The sequence below is a fragment of the Candidatus Poriferisodalis sp. genome, assembly GCF_965215815.1.
GTDB lineage: Bacteria > Actinomycetota > Acidimicrobiia > Acidimicrobiales > Poriferisodalaceae > Poriferisodalis.
In genome coordinates, this window is record NZ_CBDCEO010000013.1 from 2,143,712 (window position 1) to 2,164,794 (window position 21,083).

Consider the following 21,083-nt stretch of genomic DNA (forward strand, 5'->3'; position numbering starts at 1 on the left):
CGGATCGACACCACATGCAATGTGACGACTCAAAACTCTGTGATGAAATCGCTGGGGCTGTTGACGGAATCGCGTTCCATGAGATCTACGCAGGTGACCCTCCGAGCCGAATCATCGGTCAGTCAGACAACTTCCTTCTCATCTGCGACATCTCACCGATCGTCGCTGGTCATTGCCTTCTCGTACCGCGCCATCACTACTTGGCTTTTGGACACATACCTGGCAATCTTGCAAACGAATTTGAAACTTTCCGCGCCGAGTGCGAACACCTTGTGGGTTCTATCTTTGGGTCGCCGACAGTACTCGAACATGGATCCTCCTCCACCATGTCGCCCTCTGCATGCGTTACCCATGCACACTGCCACATTGTCCCCAATGCAGCGGCCTCATACGATGTCTTTCAGGCTGACCGCCTGATAGGAAGAAGGGTGTCGAGCTGGCGTGCTTTAGCAGAACCCGCACGCAACGACCGGCCATACATCTACTATCGCGATCCACACGCTGGCGACGAATATCTATTCGAAGATAATCTCAGCAAGCGCCACCAGTACCTGCGAGTCGTCACGGCTGAAGTCTTTGATATTCCCGAACCTGATTGGGACTGGGCGATGAAGATACGTAAACACTTGCTTCGAGAAACCGTTAGCAGACTGGCGGCCTTCTCATGAGCCTGAGGATTTCTATCGACGGACCGACTGCGAGCGGGAAGACCACATTAGGAATGGCTCTAGCCCAGCGATATTCTGCCTCTTTCTTAGACACGGGCCTGACATTTCGGGCAATCGCGCTCTTATGTGATATCGAACGAGAGGTTGCTCCTGAGAATCTAGCAGGCATCTGGAGGAGGCGGATCGTCCATCAAGTTGCGGAACCGCCCGAATTTCGAGAACTCATCCGCATCGATGGCTGCGATGTAACCGCTGACATCTTCAATTATGAAGCCGATATACATTTGGATGATGTAGCCAAGTCCATCACGCTTCGATCGGAGATACTATCGTATCATGAAGCACTATTGACTGTTCCGCGGACTATTGCAGCAGGACGGGATGTATCATTGTCGTTGCTCGCCGACGCTCACCTCCACGTCTACCTTACGGCCGATTATAAGAGTCGTCGGATGCGTCGGCGCCAACAGACCCTGACAATGCCCGATCGGTCTATTGTGGTTGGTTGTACGACGAGTTTGGACTGCTCCGTCCAAGAAGAACTTGAGAAGCGAACTAATATGGTTCGAGTCGACACCTCACAGCTAACTCCCGATGCAGTATTGGATTTGATTTGTGAACGCATTAGTCGGAGGTCTGTTATATGAACGACGTTAGTGCAATCATCTCCGACGAGCCGACACGTATCGCGTCGATAATCGGCCGCTACGTGATGGGACAATCGGACTCTTTGGTAGCGACATCTGATGACGTCGGAGTTGATGTACGCCTCCAGACCGGTGCTGACCAATTCGACGACTGTGCCGTCTACTCCATCGGTACCGAACTCGCGCTCGTCGCAGGCAGCGATTTTGTTCGGGGCGTGGGCTTTTCGCTCTTTGAGCTTGGCCTTCTGACACTCCGTGACATCGGATACTATCTGGTTGCCGCGAACATGAGCGATGTAGCTTCAATGGGCGCGATTCCGATAGGTTTGCTCTCTGTCATCCGCTATCCTTCTAGCTTGACCGACGACGAATTTGGTCAACTCATTGCTGGAATAAACTCCGCTTGCACTGACTTCGGCGTATTGAATGTCGGAGGAGATATCGGTGGGGCCGAGCGGGTGTACTTGAGCGCCACTGGCCTTGGAATGTGCCACCAAGACCATGTTCTGCTCCGCAGCGGAGCAGAACATGGTGACCTCGTGGCAGTGACCGGAACCACGGGGCTGGCGGGCACCGCTATGGCCTATTTTACTAAGAAGGATGAAAGCGGATGGTCGGTGCCAGTCGATACCGAACGCCAGCTCCTCGATTCATGGCGGCATCCCCAGGCTCAAGTATTGGCTGGCCGCGTTCTCGGATCTCAGCGATTGGCATCAGCTTGTCAGGATTCATCTGACGGCTTGAAGGCGACCCTTGAACAGATCTCCGAAGCGTCTGGAGTCCAAATCGCGGTGGATGCGCATCGCGTTCCGGTGCACCCGGCCGTGGCGGCGGTGGCGCATGAGGCCGGAGTTGATGCCTTGGACCTCACGTTCGGCAACTCAGTGGATTTTCAGCTTGTGTTTACATTCGAGCCCGCAAAATTTGACCGGCTTAGTGCAGCTTTCAAGAAGTACGACCTCCAATTCCATATTATTGGCGAAGTTATGTCAGATAGAGGTGAGACGGGTGCCTTTCTCCGATTTGGCGAGGAACTAGAACCGCTCCCTGGAGTAGCTTGGCGCCATCAGATGGAATCATCGAGTGAAATAGCGGCCGAGATTCTTGGGAAACGCTAGACGCCTACGACGAAGCGGGACTCTAAAGGAGGATCGTGACTTTGCGCTATATTCGACACATAGATAGTACCGTCCTCTTTATTGCAACCGTGCTTCTTGCTCTCCGCGAGCAGAAGGAGTTCGCGTGGCTGTGGATGTCAGAACTTGGAAGATCTTCTTGGTTTCCATTGGCCCTTCTGGCACTGGGCAGTTTTTTTGGCATCGTGCAACCAGTAGTGCGCTGGTCGGAGCGGGGACAACTTCAGGATCGAATTGCGATGGACCACCAAATCAACAGTGCGTTTTCTAATATCTTGTCCCGCGTACTAGATCTCGTCCACCAAAGCAAGGATAATGAGATCCTTCAGCCAGCCGTTTCGTTGCAACTAGTTGAGGCTGACGACCCTTACGCCCTAAGTCACAGAGATATTGCTCTGCACATATGGCGCGCCAAGCGGACAATTCGACACCCCCTCGTTGGACAGCTGGTCCGCCTGCGCGCGATACGAATGGCCAGTACTCCTACCACTCAACCCGTAATATTCTTGCGCGGTAAGGGCGTGACGGGAGCGTGCTGGGAGCGTAATGATATCGTAGTAGCCGACAATATCAGCGCGCATCATGACGTTCATAGTCAAGAAGCTTGGTTGGATGTAACCAATAGCACTAGACGGAATCTCTCATGGACCGAACACAAGCGATCTAAGCATTGTGGTGCGATTTTGGCAACGCCGATACGCAGTGGCGAGCGCTTCAGTGGATGTATTTCCGTTGACTTACCCTATGGCGCGCGCATCTTGGAAGATGAAAACCTTCAGGAACTGGCGCAGCAGGTTGCAAACCGGATCGGCGAGCGTAGATTTCTAGGCGTATGACAGCATTAGCTGATTTGGATGGCCCTGCCGCCATGCAACGTACGGCGTCCACCTATGCAATGATGGCGGATCGCTATGTTGCCGAGACAATCAACTACGAGCGGTTCCCTGGTCTGCGTGAGGATATCTTGAGGTTCGAAGCTTCCGTTCCGGAGGCAAGGCCAATACTCGACTTGGGAGGTGGCTCAGGTAGAGATGCCCTGTTCCTTGCTCAACTCGGACGCCGAGTAATATTCGGTGACTTAGTCGCTGAATTCTGCGTGATAGCCAAGGGTGCAGGGCTGCCTGCAGTCCACCTTGACGCTGTGGCTCTTCCGTTTGGCGACGGCACATTTGGTGGTGTCCTATGTAGTGGCGTTCTCCTGCATGTGCCGCGGACCTGCTTGGGTGCGGCTCTCAGCGAAATTGCACGGGTTCTTACTGAGGACGGAATGGCTTGGATCAGTATGAAAGAGGGCCACGGCACGGAGTGGAAGTTGGATGGCTATATTGCGGGTGAACGACTCGTCAATTACTATACGGTCCCTGGCATCAGCGATACGTGCGAGGATGTAGGACTTGCCGTTGTTGGAGAGTGGCACGGCACCGCACGGCCTTGGTTTTCTCTTGCGGCCCGTCGGGTGACGGGGACCTGATTGTCGGTCCAGTTGTTATGGGTATTGTCGGTTGTGTTGTTTAGCGTATGCGGCGAGGGTTTGTCCGCCGGGTGATCGGTGTAGCCGGTTGAGGTGTTTCTGACTCTTCGCGACGGGTTGGGGTTGGGTTCAGACTGCGTCGGTGGGTTGCTGGCGGGTTGTGGTTGGTGAGAGTAGTGGTCTGGGTCATCGTTGGCTCCGGTGCCAGGCTCGGCGTTGTTGGTCGGCGGTGTGCATCCCGTGTTGGCGGGCGGCGCGGATGGTGTCGCCGCGGCCGTCGTGTTCGTCGTTGGGGGTGACGTAGCCGATGGCTTCGTGCAGCCGGACGCTGTTGTGGTGGGCTCGGATCCGTTCGAGTTCGGCGGTGAGCACGGCCGGGTCGGTGATCGTGGTCAGGTGGGGGTGCTCGCGTTTGGCGTGGCCCCACAGGGACTCGATCCAGGCCTGGTCGGTCGGTGTGGAGGGGCGGCCGAAGTGCTGAGCGATCGAGCACAGGGCCATGAACCGGCGGGTCTCGTTGGCGCGCATCTCGGTGCCGTTGTCCGAGATCGCCAGCAGCAACGGGATCGTGGTGTCGTCGGGCGGTTCGGCGTCGGGGTCGTCGAGGCGCGCCCGCAGCTCGTTGGCGGGCAGCCCTTCGTTGTCGAGACCGCGGCTGAACAGGACCCGGGCGGCGACCGAGTCGGGGTTGGCTGTGAGGTGGGCGCAGATCCATTTGCGGCTGACGAGGTCGACGATCGCGTACGCGTGCTTGGCGGCAGCGCAGCGTTCGAACTGGGAGCCGTCCCAGCACCACAGCTGGTTCGGGCGCCATTCATGCCAGGCCGGCCGCGGCGTCTTGGCGCTGCGCGCGGGCCGCGGGTCTCCTTGTAGGGCAAGGCCGTGACGGGCCAGGACCCGGTCCACTGTCGATGGCGATGCCCACACTCGCTGTTCGTAGGAGCCGCGGTGGGCGAGCTTGGGGTGCGAGCGGTCGATGTCGCCCCAGTCATCGAACAGCGCCAAGATCTCGGCCTCTTCGCACTCGAGGAGCCGATGGATCGGGTTCCCGCCCGCAGCGAGATCCTCGAGGCGGCCGGCGGCTCGGCGTTGTCGCCAGCGCCACACCCTGGCCCGGTCGACCTCGAGGGCCGCGCAGGCCCAGGTGAGACTCCAGCCGGCGCGCACAGCGTCGTCGATCAAGCCGAGCAGCGCTGCTTTGGCGGCCCCGTCGACGCGGGCGGGGATCGGGCCGCTCATCCCCAGTGCGATTTTCCCCGCAGCACCGCCAACTCGACCGCCTGCTCGATCACCGTGGACTGGAGCCGTTCGACTTCGGCGCGCAACGCGGCCGCCTCCGACGCCTCGGCGCGGGACCGGCGCGGCCGGCCCGGCCTCGAAGCCTGCAAAGCGGCGATCGCCCCGTCGCGAGCCACAGCGCGCAGCCGAGCGACCACCGAGCGATCCACCCCCGCCTCGGCCGCGGCGTCCGCTTGGGAAATCTGCCCCGACAGCATCCGCACCCACAAGTCGTACTTCTGCTCCGCTGTCAGCATCCGCTTCGGCTCTCGCTGCATCGACGTCATCGTTGACGGCCTCCATGATCAAGGCCAGCCACCGTGTCAGATGCAACCTGAAAGAACCAGAATCCCGTCGCGTTAAGTCAGACGCAACACACGGTTCTCGATGACGACGCGGGTTTCTGTGAGGTTGGCGGAGTCCTCGATGTTGAGGCATTCGTCGCGTAGCCGTCTGTTCAATGACTCGATGTGGCCGTTTTCCCGGGGCGTGCCGGGCTCGATGTAGGCCGTTTGAGTTCCTGAGAGCCTGCACCAGTCCCGCGGTGCGCCGACGACGAGATCGGGGCTGTTGTCCGTGCGCAGATGACTCGGCGCGCCCCGTGCGGCGGCGATCGCCTCGACGGTGGCGACGACGCCGTCGGCGTCGATGCTGTGGTCCATCTTGATGGCGAACGCTTCGCAGGTGTGCTCGGCGATGACGCTGAGCAGCTTGAGGCGCCTCCGGGCGGCAATCTCGTCGAACTGGAAGTCCAAGGCCCACACATGGTCGGGACGTTCAGCGCGCAGTTTGACGGCGGTGCCGTCGCCGAGGCGACTCCGTTTGTGGCGCCGCTGCGGGGGCCGCTGCAGCTCACAGGTAAGCCACAGCCGCAGAGTGCGCATGGGATTGGCCGTACGGCGTACCCGAGCGGCCACCTCGTTGGTCTTGCGCCAGCCCCAGCGGGATGGGTATTCGCGAACTCCCACAGCCACTGCCCATAGGTCTCATCAGCATCGGGGGGGGGGGGGGGTCAACCGCGGCTACCCGACCACACCGCACGCACGCCGCCGCGACACCCCGAACCGATCCACGACCCGCTCCACAGCGACCCGGCGACGGTCCGGGGTCACCATTTTCGAGCCTTCGCGTTTTCGTGGGGTTTGGGCTGTTGGGTTTGGCCGGGATGCGGTTGTGGCGCCGGTGGCCGAGGTGCTGGGCGAGGTGTTCTCGGAGCTGGTGGTTGTCGGCTTTGAGTCTGGTGATTTCGCCGAGGGCGGCTTCAAGGCGTTGTCGCAGCGATTCGGTTGATCTTCGTTCGGGTGGTGGAACGGGGGCAGCCTGGGCTGTGGCAACTCGGCGGAGTCGGTCGATGTCGGCTCGCAGGTCGGGCTGGCGGTGGAGCCAGGACCGGGACGCGCCTGCTGTGCGGGCGACGTGTGCGAGGATCACCGGTTGCGCGGTTGCGCTATAGCGCTTCGGTGGCGCGTTGGCGGGTCTGGACGGAGCATTGTCGGGCGGCAGCGGCGAGGGCGGCGGTCGCGGGGTGGTGTCTGCGATGTATTCGAGCGCGGCGACGAGCCGGTTGACGTTGTCGTGGACTTGGCGATGGTTGTCAGCGAGCCGGAACCGGCCGTCGGCTTCGGCGGTGGCGATGAGCAGCCGGGTCTCGTCGCGTTGGCGGCGGTGGATTGCGAGAAACGCCGGGGTGGTCTGAAAGTCGGGGCAGGTGAGGCAGGCGTTGGGGTGGGGGCAGTGCTGTTGTGGTGGGCGTCCGCAGTGGCCGTTGGGCAGGCCTGGCCTGGACGCGGGCCATGTTGTGGGTGGTCCACTCGACTTGGGCGGTGAGCGCGCCGGGGTCGTAGGCGATGCGTTCTCCGGCGAGGTCGACCCGCTGCTGGCAGCAGTCGTCGAAAGCTGCGCGGACGGTGGTGTCATGGAGCTCGGCGTAGCGGGCGGTCATCTGGGGGCTGGCATGGCCGAGGAGCCGCTGGATGACGTGTTGGGGGACGCCCATGTTGATCAGCCGGGTGCCGAAGGTGTGGTGAAACTGGTGGGCGGTGACCCGGACGGGCCGGCCGGTGTCGTCGCGCAGGTCGATGCTGTGTTGCCAGCGGGCCAGACGCCGCCGCAGCGTGGCGTCGCTGAACGGTCGGATCGCGTCGGGGTTGGATCGCGGGGCGGGGAACAGCACCGGCGAGGCGACGGGCCAGCGGTGGAGCAGATGCCTCTGTTGGGCTCGGATGGCTTCGGCGGCGGCGGCGCTGAGGGGCACGAGCTGCTCGGTGGCCATCTTGGTGTTGAGGTAGCGGAGGCAGGGCCATCGGGCGCTGTGGTCGATGATCGGGTTGAACGGCAGCGAGCAGGCGTCGTTGGCCCGCAGGCTGGTCTCCATGATCACGGTGACCAGCGCCCGCGTCGTGGCGTCGGGCAGCATGCGAGGCATTCGGGGTCTTCGAGCTGGGCCATGACGAACTCGGGGATGAACCGGGGCAGCGGCCGGGGTCGGCTGGGCAGGTCGTCGTGATAGATCGCTGCAGTCGCGGGCAGTCGGGGCAGCCAGCCGTGGCGTCGGCAGGCATCGAGAAAGACTCGCAGACACGTGATGTAGGTGCTGGAGGTGTGAGCAGCGAGATGTGAGGCGGCTGACCACACCAGATAGGACTCCAGCGCGTCGCGGGTGACGACAGCCTCGTCGGAGGCTCGGGGATCGCGTCGGCCGAGGAACCGGCTGAGCCAAAGCCTCGCCCGCGCATCGAGATGCACGCTGCCGAAGGTCGTGCCCGACCCCAGCCGAAGCCTCGCCCAGCGCTTCACCGCGGCGCGCAGCCACCGCTGGTCGATGGTGTCAAAACGGGTTTGAGCCGGCGACCGGGTCACCTTGATCCCCAGCCGCGAGGCGACCCAGACGTCCGACGCGTACTCGGCTTCGATGTCGATGCCGCCGAGGTCGCTCAGACTCCGGTAGGCATAGCGGACGAGCCCGATCGTGGGGCTCGGGTCCCTGCGGCCCCGGGACCTCACCTCATCTAGCCAGTCCTCCATCGGCCGATCCAGCAGCGAGCCGGCGCCGCTGTCGGCCACCAGAGCGACCAAATGCCTCACCGTCGAGGGCGGCACCCTCACAGTGCGGTCGTCGTGGCGGCACCCCAGCACGTACGCGACCTCCAGGCGGGCCCCGACGGCCAACGCCGACAGATCGAAGCCATCCACGCCCTCTGAGCCGGCCCGGACCGCGACTGCAGCGGCCCCCGCCTTGAACTCCCCGAGGTCGGGCTTGCCGTGGCTGGCCCACCGTTGGTCGTGAGCAGAGCACAGACCCCGCGCCCAGGCGCCTGCACGCACCAGCTCGGTGGCGCGGCTGTGGCGCAGCGTGCGCGGGGCGAACTCGATGCCCGTGCGGGCTCCCAGCCGCCGCTCCCGCATCGTCCCCATCTCGCACCTCCATCAACGAGGTGTTGCGACGACCGATTGAATTCGGCCAATTCGCCGCACTCCGTGTGCATGCAATCGCTGTGGAGCCGCACCAGCGGTGCCGACACCGGCACCGTTGCTGGCGACGAGCACTTGACCCGGGCCCCATTCGCGCTGTCGGCACGGGCCACGATGCGCACCTCCCGGCGGCGGCTCACGAAGTCCTCGTGTCGCCGACCAAGCGCCTGGCCGTCCCGCATGTCCGTCTCGGCCAACAAGGCGAACAAGAACCGGTCCCGCAGCCGGGTGCACGCCGCCAAGATCACAGCGATCTCCTCGACGCCGAGCACAGCCGGCAGCCGCCGCGGCACACGCAACCCAACCGGCCGCGTGCGCACCGGCCCGCCACCAGCGATGCCGCGCAAGAACGGCCTGCAGGAACCCCGAGACCCGCTCCGCCACGCCACCAACTCGCCCGCCACGCCCATGCCGCCGCTGCGAGCGCGCAAGCCGTAGAACCCAAACAGCGCGGCCAGATGACGGTTCACCGTCGCCGCGCCGCGAACCGCCGCCCTGTCATCGAACACGATGGCGTTGTCCGCCGGAGCCCGCAGCCATGTCACTTGAGCTACCTGAAGATCGTGCGATTTTCATGTTCTGACGCCCAGAATGTTCGCGCGGACGAACATAAAGCCAAGTCGTGAACAGGACCGAATGACGCCCGCCTGAACGAACCTCAGAGTCGGTCTCTGCCTAATGTCCGGTGAAGGTCGGGGGCCGCTTCTCGAGGAACGCCTTGACCGCTTCCTTGGTGTCCTCGGTGGTGAAGTTGAGCGATTGAGCCATGCCTTCGCCTTCGAGCGCGGTTGCGAAGTCAGCCGAAGCGTTGAGCATGAGCAGGCGCTTGGTCATTGCGACGGCAATCGGGGGCCCGGCGGCAAGCCGGTCGGCCCAGTCGCCGACGAATGCGTCGAGGTCGCCGTGGGGCACCACCTTGTTGACGATGCCGAAATCCTCCGCCTGCTTGGCGTCGATGACGTCTGCGAAGAAGGCCAGTTCCTTGGCGCGGTGCAAGCCGATGAGCCGGGGCAGGATCCACGTTCCGCCGAAGTCCACCGAGAGGCCGCGGCGGGCGAAGATCTCGCTGAAGCGCGCCTGGTCTGAGGCCACGATCAGGTCGCAGGCGAGAGCGAGGTTCATGCCGGCGCCTGCGGCCACCCGTTCACTTTGGCAATGACGGGAACCATGATCGAGTAGAGCGCCGACACCGTCTGGTGAATCACGTTCAGCCCCTGCAGCGGGTGCCTCTTGGGCCCGTCGTCATCAGTTGCGAGGTCGGCGCCGCTGCAGAAGGCGTCACCCGCGCCGGTCATCACCACGCAGCGCACCGTGGGATCACCGCCGATCTCGTTCCACGTCTCGCGCAGCTCGGTGAACATCGTGGGGCTCGCCGCATTGAGCCGGTGCGGCCGGTTCATGGTGATGGTGACGACGCCATTGTCCGCAGCGTCGATGATCAGTGTTTCGAGCTCTGCCGATTCCATGCGCAGCGACGCTAGTGATGGGGCTCGCGCTGCGCCCGCCGGCTCAAGTTCTTTGTTGAGCCTTCGTCTTTTTTTGGGATTCGGGCTGCTGGGTTCGGCGGGGTTCATGTTAGGAGGAGTCCGCGGGCTTCGAAGTTGGCGTAGTTGGTGAAGCCGTGGGCTCGGCGTCGCAGGACTTGGAGCAGGTTGTTGGTTCCTTCGATTCGGCCGTTGCTGGGCCGTCCCGTTCGGTGCCAGTCGAGGATCTGGGCATGCCAGGCCAAGAAGGCGTCGACGGTGTCGCTGAACTCGGGGATCTGGCCGGTGGCGTAGATGTCGGCGAAGCGGTCGAGCGCTGCCATCGCGCCTTTGTGGTCGTCGGCGAGATAGAGGCCGTGCAGCTCGCCGAGCGCGTCCCAGGCTGGGTTGAGCCGTGGATGGGCGGCGAACAGGACGTCAAGGCGGGCCTGGTCGGCGGCGTCGAGCTTGTCGGGTCTGCGCATCAGCAGGAATCTCGCCCTGAACACGTCGCGGTCGAAAGCGGGCTTGGAGCCTTCGGGGCGGCGCTGGACGTCTCGGCGGACCGCGGTGAGCCCTGCTTGGAACCATCTGATGACCCGGTACCGGTCCAGGACGTGGCGGGCGTGGCCGAGCCGGGCGTCGATCGCTGCTTTGTACGCCGCCGAGCCGTCGGAGACGACGACCTTCACGGCTTTGCACCAGCGGGGCCCTTGGGCGGCCAGGAACGCGCTGAGCGCCTGGGCGTCGCGGTGGGGCACCATGGCGAGCACCTCGCCGGTGTCGCCGTTGACGATCACCGTCACGCAGCGGTGCCGCTTGCGGATCGAGGTCCCCTCCACCCCCAGCACCCGGCATCTTTGGCGGCGGCGGTGCTCGCCGACCAGCCCCGCCCATGCGACCACCAGCGAGTTCACCAGCTTCCAGCTCACCTGGTGGCGTTTGGCTGCCGCGTTGACCGTCATCGCACGGGCGTCTTTGACCAGCCGGCGCGCCAGACGCGCCGTGACGCGGCCCTCGAACCCCTGATGGCCCTCACTGAAACGGCTGCCGCACGGCTCGCACACCAGCCGCCGCCGCTCCCAGATCAGCGTCACCGGCCGCCCCGACACCTCCAAGTCGCGGATCTTGTTGTCCCCGCGGTCATGAACCTTCCCGCTCGGGACCCCGCAATCGGGGCATCCGGGGCGGCGCACCGTCGAGCACACCCGCACCACCAGCTCCTCCGGCGCGTCGACGACGACCCCCTCCACTTTGATGCGCCACAGCCACAGCCGCACCGACATAACATCACTCGCCATCGAGGCCCTCCAGGGTTCGGCGTCTCCAAACACCGATCCCCCCACGGCCTCGACCCCTACAAACGGACCCTCAACCCAACCTCATCCCAACAAAAGACGAAGGGCCTCTTTGTTTGGCCCAGTTTGTGAGCCGTTCGACGGTCTGTCCCATGTCGTCATTGCTGCCGGCAAATGAGAAGCGAATGTAGCGGTGGCCTTCGGCGGGATCGAAGTCAATGCCGGGCGTGGTGGCGATGCCCAGTTCCCCAAGCCAGACCGCAGCAAGCTCGGCGCTGTCATCGGTGAGGTGATCGACGTTCGCGTAGATGTAGAACGCCCCATCGGGCGGGGCAATGCGATCGATCCCAGCAGCCGGCAGCCCGTCGAGCAGGATCTGTCGGTTTGCCGTGTAGCGCGCCACGTTTGCCTCGAGCTCGTCGATGCTGTCGAAGGCCCCCAACGCTGCGTGCTGAGAGACCGTGGCAGCGGCGATGGTGGCGTTCTGGGCGAGGCGCTCGACGGGCGCAACCAACTCGGGCGGCAGCAGCAGCCAGCCCAGGCGCCAACCGGTCATCGAGAAGTACTTGGAGAAGCTGTTCACCACCACCGCGCTCGGGCTGTGGGCCGCCGCAGTGGCTGCTTCGCTGCCGTAAGAAATGCCGTGGTAGATCTCATCGGAGACGAGCCGCACGCCAGCGGAGTGGCACCAACGAGCGAGCCGACCTAACTCGTCGGCGATGAGCATGGTGCCGGTCGGATTGGCGGGGCTGGCCACCACCAATCCGTCGAGCGGACCGGCACCTTCAACCATCTCGGCGGTGAGCCGGAATCCCGTCTCGGGTGTGACTGCGATCTCGACGACGTCGATGTCCAGCGCTTCGAGCGTGTTGCGGTAGCACGGGTAACCCGGAGCTGTCACTGCCACGCGGTCGCCCGCCTCGAAACACGAGAGGAACGCGAGCGTGAACGCTCCGCTGGCACCCTGGGTGATGACGATGCGGCCAGGGTCGGCGTCGTGGCCGTACCAATCGGCATAGTGCTGGACCAGCCGGGCACGCAGGGGCTCGATCCCGACCGCATCGGTGTAGCCCAGCACGTCGTTGTCGATTGCGGCCTTTGCGGCCGCACGCGCACCCGCAGGCGCGGGCGAGGACGGCTGGCCGACCTCCATGTGCACGACATCACCACCCGTAGCTTCCCGCTGCGCGGCGGCGCGCATCATCTCCATGACGAAGAACGGCGCAATGTCTGCGCGCCCGGAAACCTTGATTCCACTCATGGTTCAGTAGTCGATGCCCTTCTTGGCCCGGATCCCCGCGTCGTAGGCGTGCTTGGTCTTGCGCATCTCGGTCACGGTGTCGGCGAGGTCGATCATCCAGCCGGGTGCGTCGCGCCCCGTCAGCACCAAGGACACGTGGGTGGGCCGGCTCCGGAAGGTGGCCTCGACATCGGCCGCGTCGATCCAGCCCCAGTTGAGCGGATAGGTGATTTCGTCGAAGACGACCAGCCGGTGATCGCCCGCGGCCACGAGCGCCTTGCCGTGCTGCCACGCCTCGCGAGCCTCAGCCTCATCTCGGGTGAGGTCGTTGCTGTCCCAGGTGAATCCCTCGCCCAGCGACCAGAAGTCGATGCCGAGCGGTTCGGCCATCATCTGCTCTCCGGTCACCCAGTCATCGGACTTGAGGAACTGCACCACCGCGACAGGCCAGCCGCGGGCGCGAGCTCTCATTGCCGTGCCGAACGCGGCCGAGGATTTGCCCTTGCCGTCGCCGGTATTCACCACAACGAGACTGCGAGCGGTGCGCAGACCGTCGGGGCGGGGGTCCTCGGTGGGCGGCGTGTCGGCGGATGTGGGGGAATCGGTCATCGGGTGCCTCCATTGGTGGGTGCCCTCTCGATCGTCGAGTTCGGGCTCGAGTTGGTCGCGCTCGGGACGATCACGGGGCCGTCGGGGTCGTCGAGGATGCGAACTTTCGCATTGAAGTGCTCGGAGATGTTCGCAACGGTAAGCACCTCGGCCGGTGATCCGCACTGCGCGATCCGGCCGTCCGAGAGGATCGCGACCCGGTCGCCGTATCGGGCTGCGAGCGTGAGGTCGTGCAGCGTTGCAATGACGGTCAGCCCGTGCTCGCACCGCAACGCCTCGACGAGTTCGAGCACGTCCTGCTGATGTCCGAGATCCAACGCTGTGGTCGGTTCGTCCAGCAGCAGAACGCCGGTCTGCTGGGCGAGCGCCCTTGCAAGCACGGCCCGCTGACGTTCGCCTCCCGAGAGCGACTGGACAGTGCGCTCGCCGAAGCCGCCTAGATCGAGTCGTTCCAGAACTTCGGCAACGATCCGGCGGTCACCGGCGGTCTCCGCGGAGAACACGCCTCGGTGGGGTATGCGTCCGAGCTGTACGTAATCGGCGACGAGCATTCCCGGAGGGATCACCGGTGTCTGGGGAACGTAAGCCACATGGCGAGCACGCGCGGCGCGGCGACGTTCTCGAATTCCGTTGATCTGGATCTTCCCGCGGAACGGCACCAGGCCCAACACCGCTCGAAGCATCGTGGTCTTGCCGGCGCCATTGGGGCCGATGATGTTCACCCATTCCCCTGCTGAGACGGTCAGATCGACACCGTCGAGCACCTGCGCGCCATCGAGGTTGACTTCCAGCGCTTGGATCCTGACGGCGTGGCCAGGCGAAGCAGTGGGTGCGGCACCCTCGACGGGGACCGCAGCGGCGGGGGCCACAGATGGCAGAGCCACTGATTCGGTCACCAGATCTCCCGACGCGTCGTGCGCAAGACGAGCACGAAGAACGGCGCTCCCAGGAAGGCAGTGACGACCCCGATCGGCAATTCCGCCGGCGACAGCACCGTGCGTGCCCCCAGGTCGGCGAACACCATGAACGCCCCGCCGAACAGCACCGAGAGCGGCAGGACGACTCGGTTGCTGGCCCCGAACGCGAGCCGCACCGTGTGGGGCACGATGATGCCGACGAATCCGATCAAGCCGCTGACCGACACAGCCGCAGCTGCGGCCAGTGAGGCCGCGAGCACCACGATCAAGCGCACCTTTCGGGGTTCGATGCCGAGTGCGGCGGCCTCCTCGTCCCCGACCGCGAGCACGTCGAGCGCCCGGCGGTAACGGAGCACGACCGCTGTGGTCAGCACGAAGTACGGGAGCATCAGTGCCGGTTCCGACCATCCCGAGGTCGCGATGCGGCCCAGGATCCAGGCGAAGATCTTGCGAAAGGCATCGCTGTTGGCCTGCAAGACGTAGGTCTGGCATGCCGTCAGGAAGCTGGCTACGGCGATTCCGGCCAGGATCAGCGACGCCGTTGAGCGGCCGCCGACGTGTCCTGCGGCGTAGGACACCGTCACCGCAATGAGCCCTCCGGCGAACGCGGCGAGGGGCACTGGGTCCAGGGCGCCAGCGCCGTCGCCGAGGTTGTTGGTGATGGCAATGGTCGCGCCGAGGCCAGCGCCTGCAGCGATGCCCAGCAGGTACGGGTCGGCGAGCGGGTTGCGGAACGCGGCCTGGTATGTCGCGCCGCTCATCGACAGCGTGGCGCCCACGAGCAGGCCGAGCACAACACGGGGAAGGCGAATCTCCCGCACGATCGCTGCGTGTGCCGAGCTCAGCCCAGAGTCGAACGTGAGGCCGGGCAGCGCGTCGAACAGCTCCAGTACCGCCCGGTGAACAGGGATACCGGCCGGGCCAATCGTCAGTCCGGCAGTCACGGCGATCGCAACCGCCGCAAGCCCCGCGATGAGCGCTGCGGGCCGCAGACCCGACGGCCGAAGCGTTGCCTCGGTCACCTCAGGGCCGAGCGACATGGGTGAGCCGGCCATGTCCAGTGCCGATCAGCTCGCTGCGCCGATATCTCGGAGCACGTCGGAGATGGCGGCGATGAAGTCCACCAGGCGGGGTCCCCACCTAGAGACAATGTCGTCGCTGAGTTCCACAACCCTGCCCGTCTGCACGGCCGTGAGCTCGTCCCAGCCGGGGCGTGCAGCGACAGTCGCAGCGTTCTGGTCGCAGCACAGCGTGTCGGCCAGGAAGATCACGTCGGGGTTGGCATCCACCAGGTATTCGTCGCTGAGCTGTGGGTAGCCGTAGGAGGTGCCGTCGGCGTCTGCGCGATCGGCGACGTTCTCAAGCCCGAACAATCCATAGACCTGGCCGATGAACGTGCCGCTCGTGACGGTGTAGAGGGTGTTGTCGAGCTCGAGGTAGTAGCTCAGACCCGATGCGTCGGGCGCAGCTGCAATCAAGTCTGCGATCTGCGCTTTCATGTCGGCGGCGAGCTGAGCCGCCTCGTCGACCTGACCGGTGACTTCGCCAAACTCGGCAATCTGGGCGTAAACGTCCTCGAACACGAACGGCGCGTCATGCGCGAGCACGGCGATGCCCAGCGCTTCGAGGCCGGAGATGAGATCGCCATCGGTCTGCAGCACCACGAGGTCCGGCTCGTATGCGGCGATGGCCTCGAGATTGGGGTTCCAGCCGTCGAGGTCAGTCACTGGCGCTTCAGGCGGGTAGTACGAGAACTGGTCGACCGCGACCACGCGGTCGCCGGCGCCGATGGCGAACAGGATCTCGGTGCCGACGGGCGAGATCGAGACGATCCGCTGGAAGTCGCGGTCCTCGGCAGAGCCGGTGTCGCTGCCGGTGCAAGCGGCCGCCACAAGACTCAGGGCGAACACTGCCCACAAGAACTTCCGCGGCAGCGAGGCTCGTCTTGTTGGGGTACGGCTCATGGTGCTCTCCCTTCTGCTCGAGTTCAGGGCCGAGCAGCGGGAGCTCCCACCGCGCGAGCCGCTCCTTCCTCGAGGAATCGGATCTCGTCACGGCGGTCGAGAGGCGATCGGACTCGTCCCCCGGAGGGGCATCACCGTTGCGGGACAGTGCCGGGATCTCACCGGCTTCGCTCGCGACAACCGGGGGCGAGTCTAGGAGCCGCCCCGTGCCGACGTTTCCCTAATGCGAGGCGGCAGTCGAGCTGGACTTGCGCATGCGCAAGTAGCTGATGGTGATCGGCACTGTCAGGCACACGAGGATCACAAAGTTGACGCGTCCGTTGATGCCCGGCGGGTACACCGGCTCCACGAGGTAGTGCGAGATGAAGCCCGTCTCATAGGGCTCCTGCTCAGCGTGGCGCAGGAACCACTTCTCCCACACGGTCAGCGGGCAGTCCGAGCCGGTGATGTTGACGACGCCCGCTACGCCAATTGCTCCAAGGTGCCACTTCGTGAGCTTGGGCCAGCGCCGAGCCATGAACCCGCCCACCAGCAAGAACACGATGTAGCCCAGGTGAGACGCGGCCACGAGGCGCGCCAGCCCGACACCGACCATCGCCGCGACGCTACTGGCGCATGCTCTCGCTCCTCGTAGCTGGCTGAAGCAGCGTCGGTGAGTGCGGTCGGGGCGCGAGAAGGCAGACTTACCGAATGGGCACGGCGATGATGACCGACCTGTACGAGCTGACCATGCTCGATGCGGCTTTGCAGTCGGGGGTCGCGTCACGGCGCGCGTGCTTCGAAGTATTCGCCCGGCGACTGCCGCCAGGCCGTGGCTACGGCGTCGTGGCGGGGCCGGGGCGCCTGGCCAAGCTGCTGGCCGACTACCGATTCGAGGCCGAAGATCTGGAGTACTTGGCGGGCCTCGGCCGGTTCAGTGACGGCTTGCTCAAACACCTCGCCACGTTCCGCTTCGACGGCGACGTCTGGAGCTACCGCGAGGGCGACTTCTACGTGCCCGGCAGCCCGGTGCTGCGGGTGGACGCCTCGTTCGGCGCTGCGTTGCTGGTCGAGACGCTGGTGCTGTCGGTGCTGAATCACGACTGCGCTGTGGCCTCGGCGGCGGCCCGCATGCACGATGCAGCGGTTGGACGTCACCTCATCGAGATGGGCGGCCGCCGCACGCACGAGCTGGCGGCGGTCGCAGCTGCACGCGCCGCGTGGCTGGTCGGCTTCGACGCGACCTCCAATCTGCTGGCCGGCACGCAATACGGGATCCCGACCGCTGGCACGGCGGCGCACGCCTTCACGCTGGCGCACCACGACGAGGAAGCCGCATTCGATGCGCAGATGCGCGCTCACGGACTCGAGACAACGCTGCTCATCGACACCTATGACCTGCGCACAGGCCTGGAGCGTGGTCTGGCTGCCGCGAAACGGCTCGGCGGGGTGCCCGGCGCAGTCCGCATCGACTCGGGTGACCTGACAGTGGAAGTGCCGCGAGTCCGGCACTGGCTCGACGATGCAGGTGCCGAAGCGACCCGCATCGTGGTCTCGGGTGACCTGGACGAATACCGCATCGCCGACCTGGCGGATCTGGCGGTTGACGGCTACGGCGTAGGCACTCAGCTCGTGGTGGGTTCTGGACACGCGACCGCTGGCATGGTGTACAAGGCGGTCGCCATTGCTCGGCACTCGGGCAGGTTCGAACCGGTCGTACCGGTGCACAAGGAATCAGAGGGCAAGGCCACCCGCGGCGGGGTAGTGCGGCCGTACCGCGTGCTGCAGGACGGCATTGCGACGGCCGAGGTACTGGTCGAGCGTGACCGTCCGGGCCCGGCCGACAGCCGTCCCTTGCATGTGCCGCTCGTGCGGGATGGGCGGGCTGTCTATCCCTACTCGCTCAAACGGGACCGGCCATTCCACCAGCGAGTCCGCGCCGAATTGCCCCCATCGATGCGGAGCCTCGACGGCGCTCCGGCCTTCGAGGCCCAAGTCGCGCCTGAATCCAGCTTGAACTAGGTGCCCGGCTGGCGCACCAGGCGCAGATATGGCAGCGGTGCCTCCCAGCCGTCGGGGTACTTCTCGGCGGCGGCTTCGTTCGATACAGCGGGAACGATGATGACGTTGTCGCCCTGCTGCCAATTGGCAGGCGTAGCCACCTGCTCGGCAGCAGTGAGCTGGCACGAATCCAGCAGACGCAGGATCTCAGCGAAGTTGCGACCGGTCGTCATCGGGTAGGTGAGCGACGCCTTGATCTTCTTGTCCGGACCGATGATGAACACCGTGCGAGCCGTCGCGTTGTCGGCAGCCGTGCGGCCCTTGGAGGTATCGCCGGAATCGGCGGGAAGCATGTCATAGAGCTTCACCACATTGAGCTCGGGATCGCCGATCAGCGGGTAGTTGACCTCGTGGCCGGTGGCCGATGCGATGTCGGCCTTCCAACCCTGGTGATCGCTCACACCGTCAACGCTGATGCCGATGATCTTGCAGCTGCGTGCGGCGAAGTCGTCCTTGAGGCCGGCGACGGCGCCCAACTCGGTTGTGCACACCGGGGTGAAGTCCTTCGGGTGGGAGAAGAGCAGCGCCCATCCATCGCCGATCCAGTCGTGGAATGTGATCTCGCCTTCGGTGGTGCTGGCGGTGAAATCAGGAGCAGTGTCATTGAGGCGCAGTGCCATGTTTTTCCTCCGGCAAAAGGCGTGCCTCCGACGGCACGAACCGTTGGGCACAGGTTAGCTGGCTTAGGCGACAAATCCGACCTGATTAGTCAGGAATTCATCGGGCGACCAGTCGGCTCACGGCGATGGGTGTGCTTCCGCTCAGCAGCAGTCCCGTATCGGGGTGCCGTCGGCGTGGTGGTAATGAACTGTGGGTCGTTCGTTGAGCGCCCGGTCGCCGGTCGGCGCTTGCGTCGTCGTGAAGACTCCGGCGGCCGCGCCCAGTTCCAGTGCGCGTTCCACGTCCACGACTCGGGGCCCGCACCGCCGCACCTCCGCAGATGCAACGTCATCGGCGTCGATCGTGTGCTCCCGATCGCCGTCGAGCGACAGGACGGTCGGACCCCGAAGCTCCACCGGAACTCCCAGGGGGACCTCACGATGGTCGAGCACAGAAACCGTGCGGTACAACCCGGGTGCCAGCGCCACGCGCATCGGCTGTCCACCTGGACCGCACTCCACCAGCACACCTGCGTCTTCGTCAAATGAACAGGGCCGCAGAAGCCCCGCGAGCGAGCTGAGCCCGATGCTCGCAGGGTGGGCACGCGACACCAGCACCTGCCGTATCAGCGCTCCGTCGGCGGGCATCCGGTTGCCGACGAAGTCGTCGGCCAGCGTCACAGCGTCAATGAGCGCGATGTCTGTTGCGCCCCCCGCAAGCCGGACGCAGATCAGCTTCGCGCGCGGAGCGCACAACGCTGGGTCCACGGCGCCGCTGGCCAAAAGGCCAGCGGCGGCACCGGCGACAGTCGGCTCAGTGAGGCTGGGGAACACGTTGTTCGTGCCGGTGGACATGGGCACCAACGTGGCTTCGGGCCACACCCCAGAGATCGTGCGGTTCGTGCCGTCGCCGCCCAGCGTTATGAGCACGCTGACGTTGCGGGCTCGCATTGCCTCGACGGCACGCACCGTGTCGGCCGGCGACACTGTCGCCCCTACGTCGACGATCTCGATCTCGGCGTTGATGCGCAAGTCGGTGAGCGCTCCGGTGGCGATCCCAAATGGCTCTGCCATGGCCACAATGCGCGTGGCCCCGGCCGTCACCGCGCCGATCACCGCTCGGGCGATGCGGTTGCGCTTGTCCTCGGTGGTGGACACCGCACCGCGCGCCGCTACTCGGCGCACGTCGCGCCCCGAGACGGGGTTCGCGATGATCCCGATGGTGCCGTCAGCCGAGCCGCGGCCATCGCGGCGGTCGCTCAGTTTCGAAACCGGTCCTGCCATCGTCCGCCGACGCTAACCACCCTCGTCGCCTGAGCGCCGCGCGGCGCTCCGAACTGTTGTACTTGGGTCATGGCCGGTGGAATCGAGAATGAGAGCCACAGTCCACCCGGACCGCGCACGTGGTCGCCCGCAGCACTGACCATCGCGGGTGCAGATTCCTCCGGCGGTGCGGGCCTCGCGGCCGATCTGCGGGCGTTCGCGGCGTCGGGCGTGCACGGAGCGTTCGCCTTGACACTGGTCTCGGCACAGAACACCACAGAGATTCGAGCGGTACAGCCCGTCGATGCCGAGTTGGTGGCGGCGCAGATTCACGCAGTGCTCGACGACATGCCGATAGCGGCGTCCAAGACGGGCCTCTTGCTCACTGCCGAGACGATCGCGGTCGTGGCATCAATCGCTGCCCGCCGTCTCCCCCAATTGGTGGTGGATCCGGTGCTCGTCAATGGGGCCGGTGAGCCGATGCTCACCCCCGATGCTGAACGATCGGTGGCAACTCGGCTCCTGCCGTGCGCTCGCGTCGTAACACCCAACCATCTCGAGGCGGGACGGTTGGTGGGAAGAGATCTTCCCGGCGAGCCCGAGGCGTGGATCGAAGCGGCCCATGAGCTCGCGGCTGCGGGTCCCGAGGCCGTCATCGTCACCGGCGGCCGTCTCCGAGGTGGGGCCACCGTCACCGACGTTGTGGTCCTCAACGGCAGGGTCCGGCTGCTGTCGGCCCCGCGTATCGAGACCCGCAATGTCCGAGGGTCGGGCGACATCTTCTCGGCCGCAATCTGCGCTGAGCTGGCGAAGGGCACTGACCTTGATTCAGCTATCGATCGCGCTCACACCCTGACAACACGCGCTATTGCAGCTTCAGCGACTCGCCAGCTCGGCGGCGGCCAAGGACCTGTCGACCCGTTCGCTGTGTGAGGCCGGACCGGTTCGGACCCATCTGCGTACACTGCGAACGCTGTTCGTGACGCCGTTCTTGAGCTCGTCTCAGCGGCGGCGAGGCC

At 64.9% G+C, this 21,083-nt stretch carries 21 protein-coding genes and 2 pseudogenes; 8 read left to right on the forward strand and 15 right to left on the reverse strand.

Going from position 1 to position 21,083, the window contains the following annotated elements:
* Nucleotides 1–14: 14 nt before the first annotated feature.
* The 5 genes from ACOOHB_RS19645 (at nucleotide 15) to ACOOHB_RS19665 (ending at nucleotide 3,922) form a co-directional block, all read left to right on the forward strand.
* Complete coding sequence (locus tag ACOOHB_RS19645) at nucleotides 15–668, forward strand: HIT family protein (RefSeq protein WP_420446475.1); 654 nt, start codon at nucleotides 15–17, stop codon at nucleotides 666–668.
* A gap of 53 nt (nucleotides 669–721) precedes the next feature.
* Complete coding sequence (locus ACOOHB_RS19650) at nucleotides 722–1,315, forward strand: (d)CMP kinase (protein WP_420446945.1); 594 nt, start codon at nucleotides 722–724, stop codon at nucleotides 1,313–1,315.
* Nucleotides 1,312–2,433, forward strand: coding sequence for a thiamine-phosphate kinase (gene thiL / locus ACOOHB_RS19655; RefSeq protein ID WP_420446476.1), 1,122 nt, complete (start codon nucleotides 1,312–1,314; stop codon nucleotides 2,431–2,433). The genes ACOOHB_RS19650 and thiL overlap by 4 nt, the downstream gene beginning before the upstream one ends.
* 35 nt (nucleotides 2,434–2,468) lie before the next feature.
* Complete coding sequence (locus ACOOHB_RS19660; protein ID WP_420446477.1) at nucleotides 2,469–3,287, forward strand: hypothetical protein; 819 nt, start codon at nucleotides 2,469–2,471, stop codon at nucleotides 3,285–3,287.
* A 62-nt stretch (nucleotides 3,288–3,349) separates the two neighbouring features.
* Nucleotides 3,350–3,922, forward strand: a complete 573-nt coding sequence (locus ACOOHB_RS19665) for a class I SAM-dependent methyltransferase (protein ID WP_420446946.1) — start codon at nucleotides 3,350–3,352, stop codon at nucleotides 3,920–3,922.
* A gap of 186 nt (nucleotides 3,923–4,108) precedes the next feature.
* Here the strand turns inward: ACOOHB_RS19665 and ACOOHB_RS19670 are convergent, their stop codons facing one another.
* The 5 genes from ACOOHB_RS19670 to ACOOHB_RS19690 all read right to left on the reverse strand — a co-directional run bounded on the left by ACOOHB_RS19670 (nucleotide 4,109) and on the right by ACOOHB_RS19690 (nucleotide 8,614).
* Nucleotides 4,109–5,161 (reverse strand): integrase core domain-containing protein, encoded by a 1,053-nt coding sequence (locus ACOOHB_RS19670; RefSeq protein WP_420446478.1) that lies wholly within the window; start codon nucleotides 5,159–5,161, stop codon nucleotides 4,109–4,111.
* A complete protein-coding gene (locus ACOOHB_RS19675) occupies nucleotides 5,158–5,487 on the reverse strand; it encodes a helix-turn-helix domain-containing protein (protein WP_420446479.1) in 330 nt (109 codons plus the stop codon). Before ACOOHB_RS19675 ends, ACOOHB_RS19670 begins: the two co-directional genes overlap by 4 nt.
* Nucleotides 5,488–5,559: 72 nt before the next feature.
* The gene (locus ACOOHB_RS19680; RefSeq protein WP_420446480.1) at nucleotides 5,560–6,168 is read right to left on the reverse strand and encodes an integrase core domain-containing protein; all 609 of its coding nucleotides are present in this window, start codon (nucleotides 6,166–6,168) and stop codon (nucleotides 5,560–5,562) included.
* Between the two features lie 626 nt (nucleotides 6,169–6,794).
* On the reverse strand, nucleotides 6,795–7,625 hold the full coding sequence (locus ACOOHB_RS19685) for a tyrosine-type recombinase/integrase (RefSeq protein WP_420446481.1): 831 nt from the start codon (nucleotides 7,623–7,625) through the stop codon (nucleotides 6,795–6,797).
* Nucleotides 7,577–8,614, reverse strand: a complete 1,038-nt coding sequence (locus ACOOHB_RS19690; protein WP_420446482.1) for a hypothetical protein — start codon at nucleotides 8,612–8,614, stop codon at nucleotides 7,577–7,579. Before ACOOHB_RS19690 ends, ACOOHB_RS19685 begins: the two co-directional genes overlap by 49 nt.
* A gap of 69 nt (nucleotides 8,615–8,683) precedes the next feature.
* Between ACOOHB_RS19690 and ACOOHB_RS19695 the strand changes: the two genes are divergently transcribed.
* Nucleotides 8,684–9,109, forward strand: coding sequence for a hypothetical protein (locus ACOOHB_RS19695; RefSeq protein WP_420446483.1), 426 nt, complete (start codon nucleotides 8,684–8,686; stop codon nucleotides 9,107–9,109).
* A 237-nt stretch (nucleotides 9,110–9,346) separates the two neighbouring features.
* Here the strand turns inward: ACOOHB_RS19695 and ACOOHB_RS19700 are convergent.
* The 8 genes and pseudogenes from ACOOHB_RS19700 to ACOOHB_RS19735 all read right to left on the reverse strand — a co-directional run bounded on the left by ACOOHB_RS19700 (nucleotide 9,347) and on the right by ACOOHB_RS19735 (nucleotide 16,757).
* A pseudogene (locus tag ACOOHB_RS19700) lies at nucleotides 9,347–10,245 on the reverse strand (enoyl-CoA hydratase/isomerase family protein).
* Nucleotides 10,242–11,435, reverse strand: a complete 1,194-nt coding sequence (locus tag ACOOHB_RS19705) for an ISL3 family transposase (RefSeq protein WP_420446484.1) — start codon at nucleotides 11,433–11,435, stop codon at nucleotides 10,242–10,244. The pseudogene ACOOHB_RS19700 and the gene ACOOHB_RS19705 overlap by 4 nt, the downstream one beginning before the upstream one ends.
* Nucleotides 11,436–11,505: 70 nt before the next feature.
* Entirely contained in the window at nucleotides 11,506–12,693 is a 1,188-nt protein-coding gene (locus ACOOHB_RS19710) for a pyridoxal phosphate-dependent aminotransferase (protein ID WP_420446485.1), read from the reverse strand.
* A 3-nt stretch (nucleotides 12,694–12,696) separates the two neighbouring features.
* Nucleotides 12,697–13,281, reverse strand: coding sequence for a cob(I)yrinic acid a,c-diamide adenosyltransferase (gene cobO, locus ACOOHB_RS19715; RefSeq protein WP_420446486.1), 585 nt, complete (start codon nucleotides 13,279–13,281; stop codon nucleotides 12,697–12,699).
* A complete protein-coding gene (locus ACOOHB_RS19720) occupies nucleotides 13,278–14,081 on the reverse strand; it encodes an ABC transporter ATP-binding protein (RefSeq protein WP_420446947.1) in 804 nt (267 codons plus the stop codon). The genes cobO and ACOOHB_RS19720 overlap by 4 nt, the downstream gene beginning before the upstream one ends.
* A gap of 92 nt (nucleotides 14,082–14,173) precedes the next feature.
* On the reverse strand, nucleotides 14,174–15,253 hold the full coding sequence (locus ACOOHB_RS19725; protein ID WP_420446487.1) for a FecCD family ABC transporter permease: 1,080 nt from the start codon (nucleotides 15,251–15,253) through the stop codon (nucleotides 14,174–14,176).
* Nucleotides 15,254–15,265: 12 nt separating this feature from the next.
* Nucleotides 15,266–16,162 (reverse strand): ABC transporter substrate-binding protein, encoded by an 897-nt coding sequence (locus tag ACOOHB_RS19730; protein ID WP_420446488.1) that lies wholly within the window; start codon nucleotides 16,160–16,162, stop codon nucleotides 15,266–15,268.
* 220 nt (nucleotides 16,163–16,382) lie between these two features.
* Nucleotides 16,383–16,757: a DUF2784 domain-containing protein gene (locus tag ACOOHB_RS19735; RefSeq protein WP_420446489.1), complete on the reverse strand. Its 375-nt coding sequence runs from the start codon at nucleotides 16,755–16,757 to the stop codon at nucleotides 16,383–16,385.
* Between the two features lie 92 nt (nucleotides 16,758–16,849).
* Here ACOOHB_RS19735 and pncB point away from each other — a divergent pair.
* A pseudogene (gene pncB, locus ACOOHB_RS19740) lies at nucleotides 16,850–18,163 on the forward strand (nicotinate phosphoribosyltransferase); the annotation flags it as partial.
* On the opposite strand, the gene ACOOHB_RS19745 reads toward pncB, so the two are convergent.
* Nucleotides 18,160–18,822 (reverse strand): peroxiredoxin, encoded by a 663-nt coding sequence (locus ACOOHB_RS19745; protein ID WP_420446490.1) that lies wholly within the window; start codon nucleotides 18,820–18,822, stop codon nucleotides 18,160–18,162. The pseudogene pncB and the gene ACOOHB_RS19745 overlap by 4 nt on opposite strands.
* 141 nt (nucleotides 18,823–18,963) lie before the next feature.
* Nucleotides 18,964–20,085 (reverse strand): NAD(+)/NADH kinase, encoded by a 1,122-nt coding sequence (locus ACOOHB_RS19750; protein WP_420446491.1) that lies wholly within the window; start codon nucleotides 20,083–20,085, stop codon nucleotides 18,964–18,966.
* Nucleotides 20,086–20,154: 69 nt separating this feature from the next.
* Between ACOOHB_RS19750 and thiD the strand changes: the two genes are divergently transcribed.
* The gene (gene thiD / locus ACOOHB_RS19755) at nucleotides 20,155–20,997 is read left to right on the forward strand and encodes a bifunctional hydroxymethylpyrimidine kinase/phosphomethylpyrimidine kinase (RefSeq protein ID WP_420446492.1); all 843 of its coding nucleotides are present in this window, start codon (nucleotides 20,155–20,157) and stop codon (nucleotides 20,995–20,997) included.
* The last annotated feature ends 86 nt before the right edge of the window (nucleotides 20,998–21,083 follow it).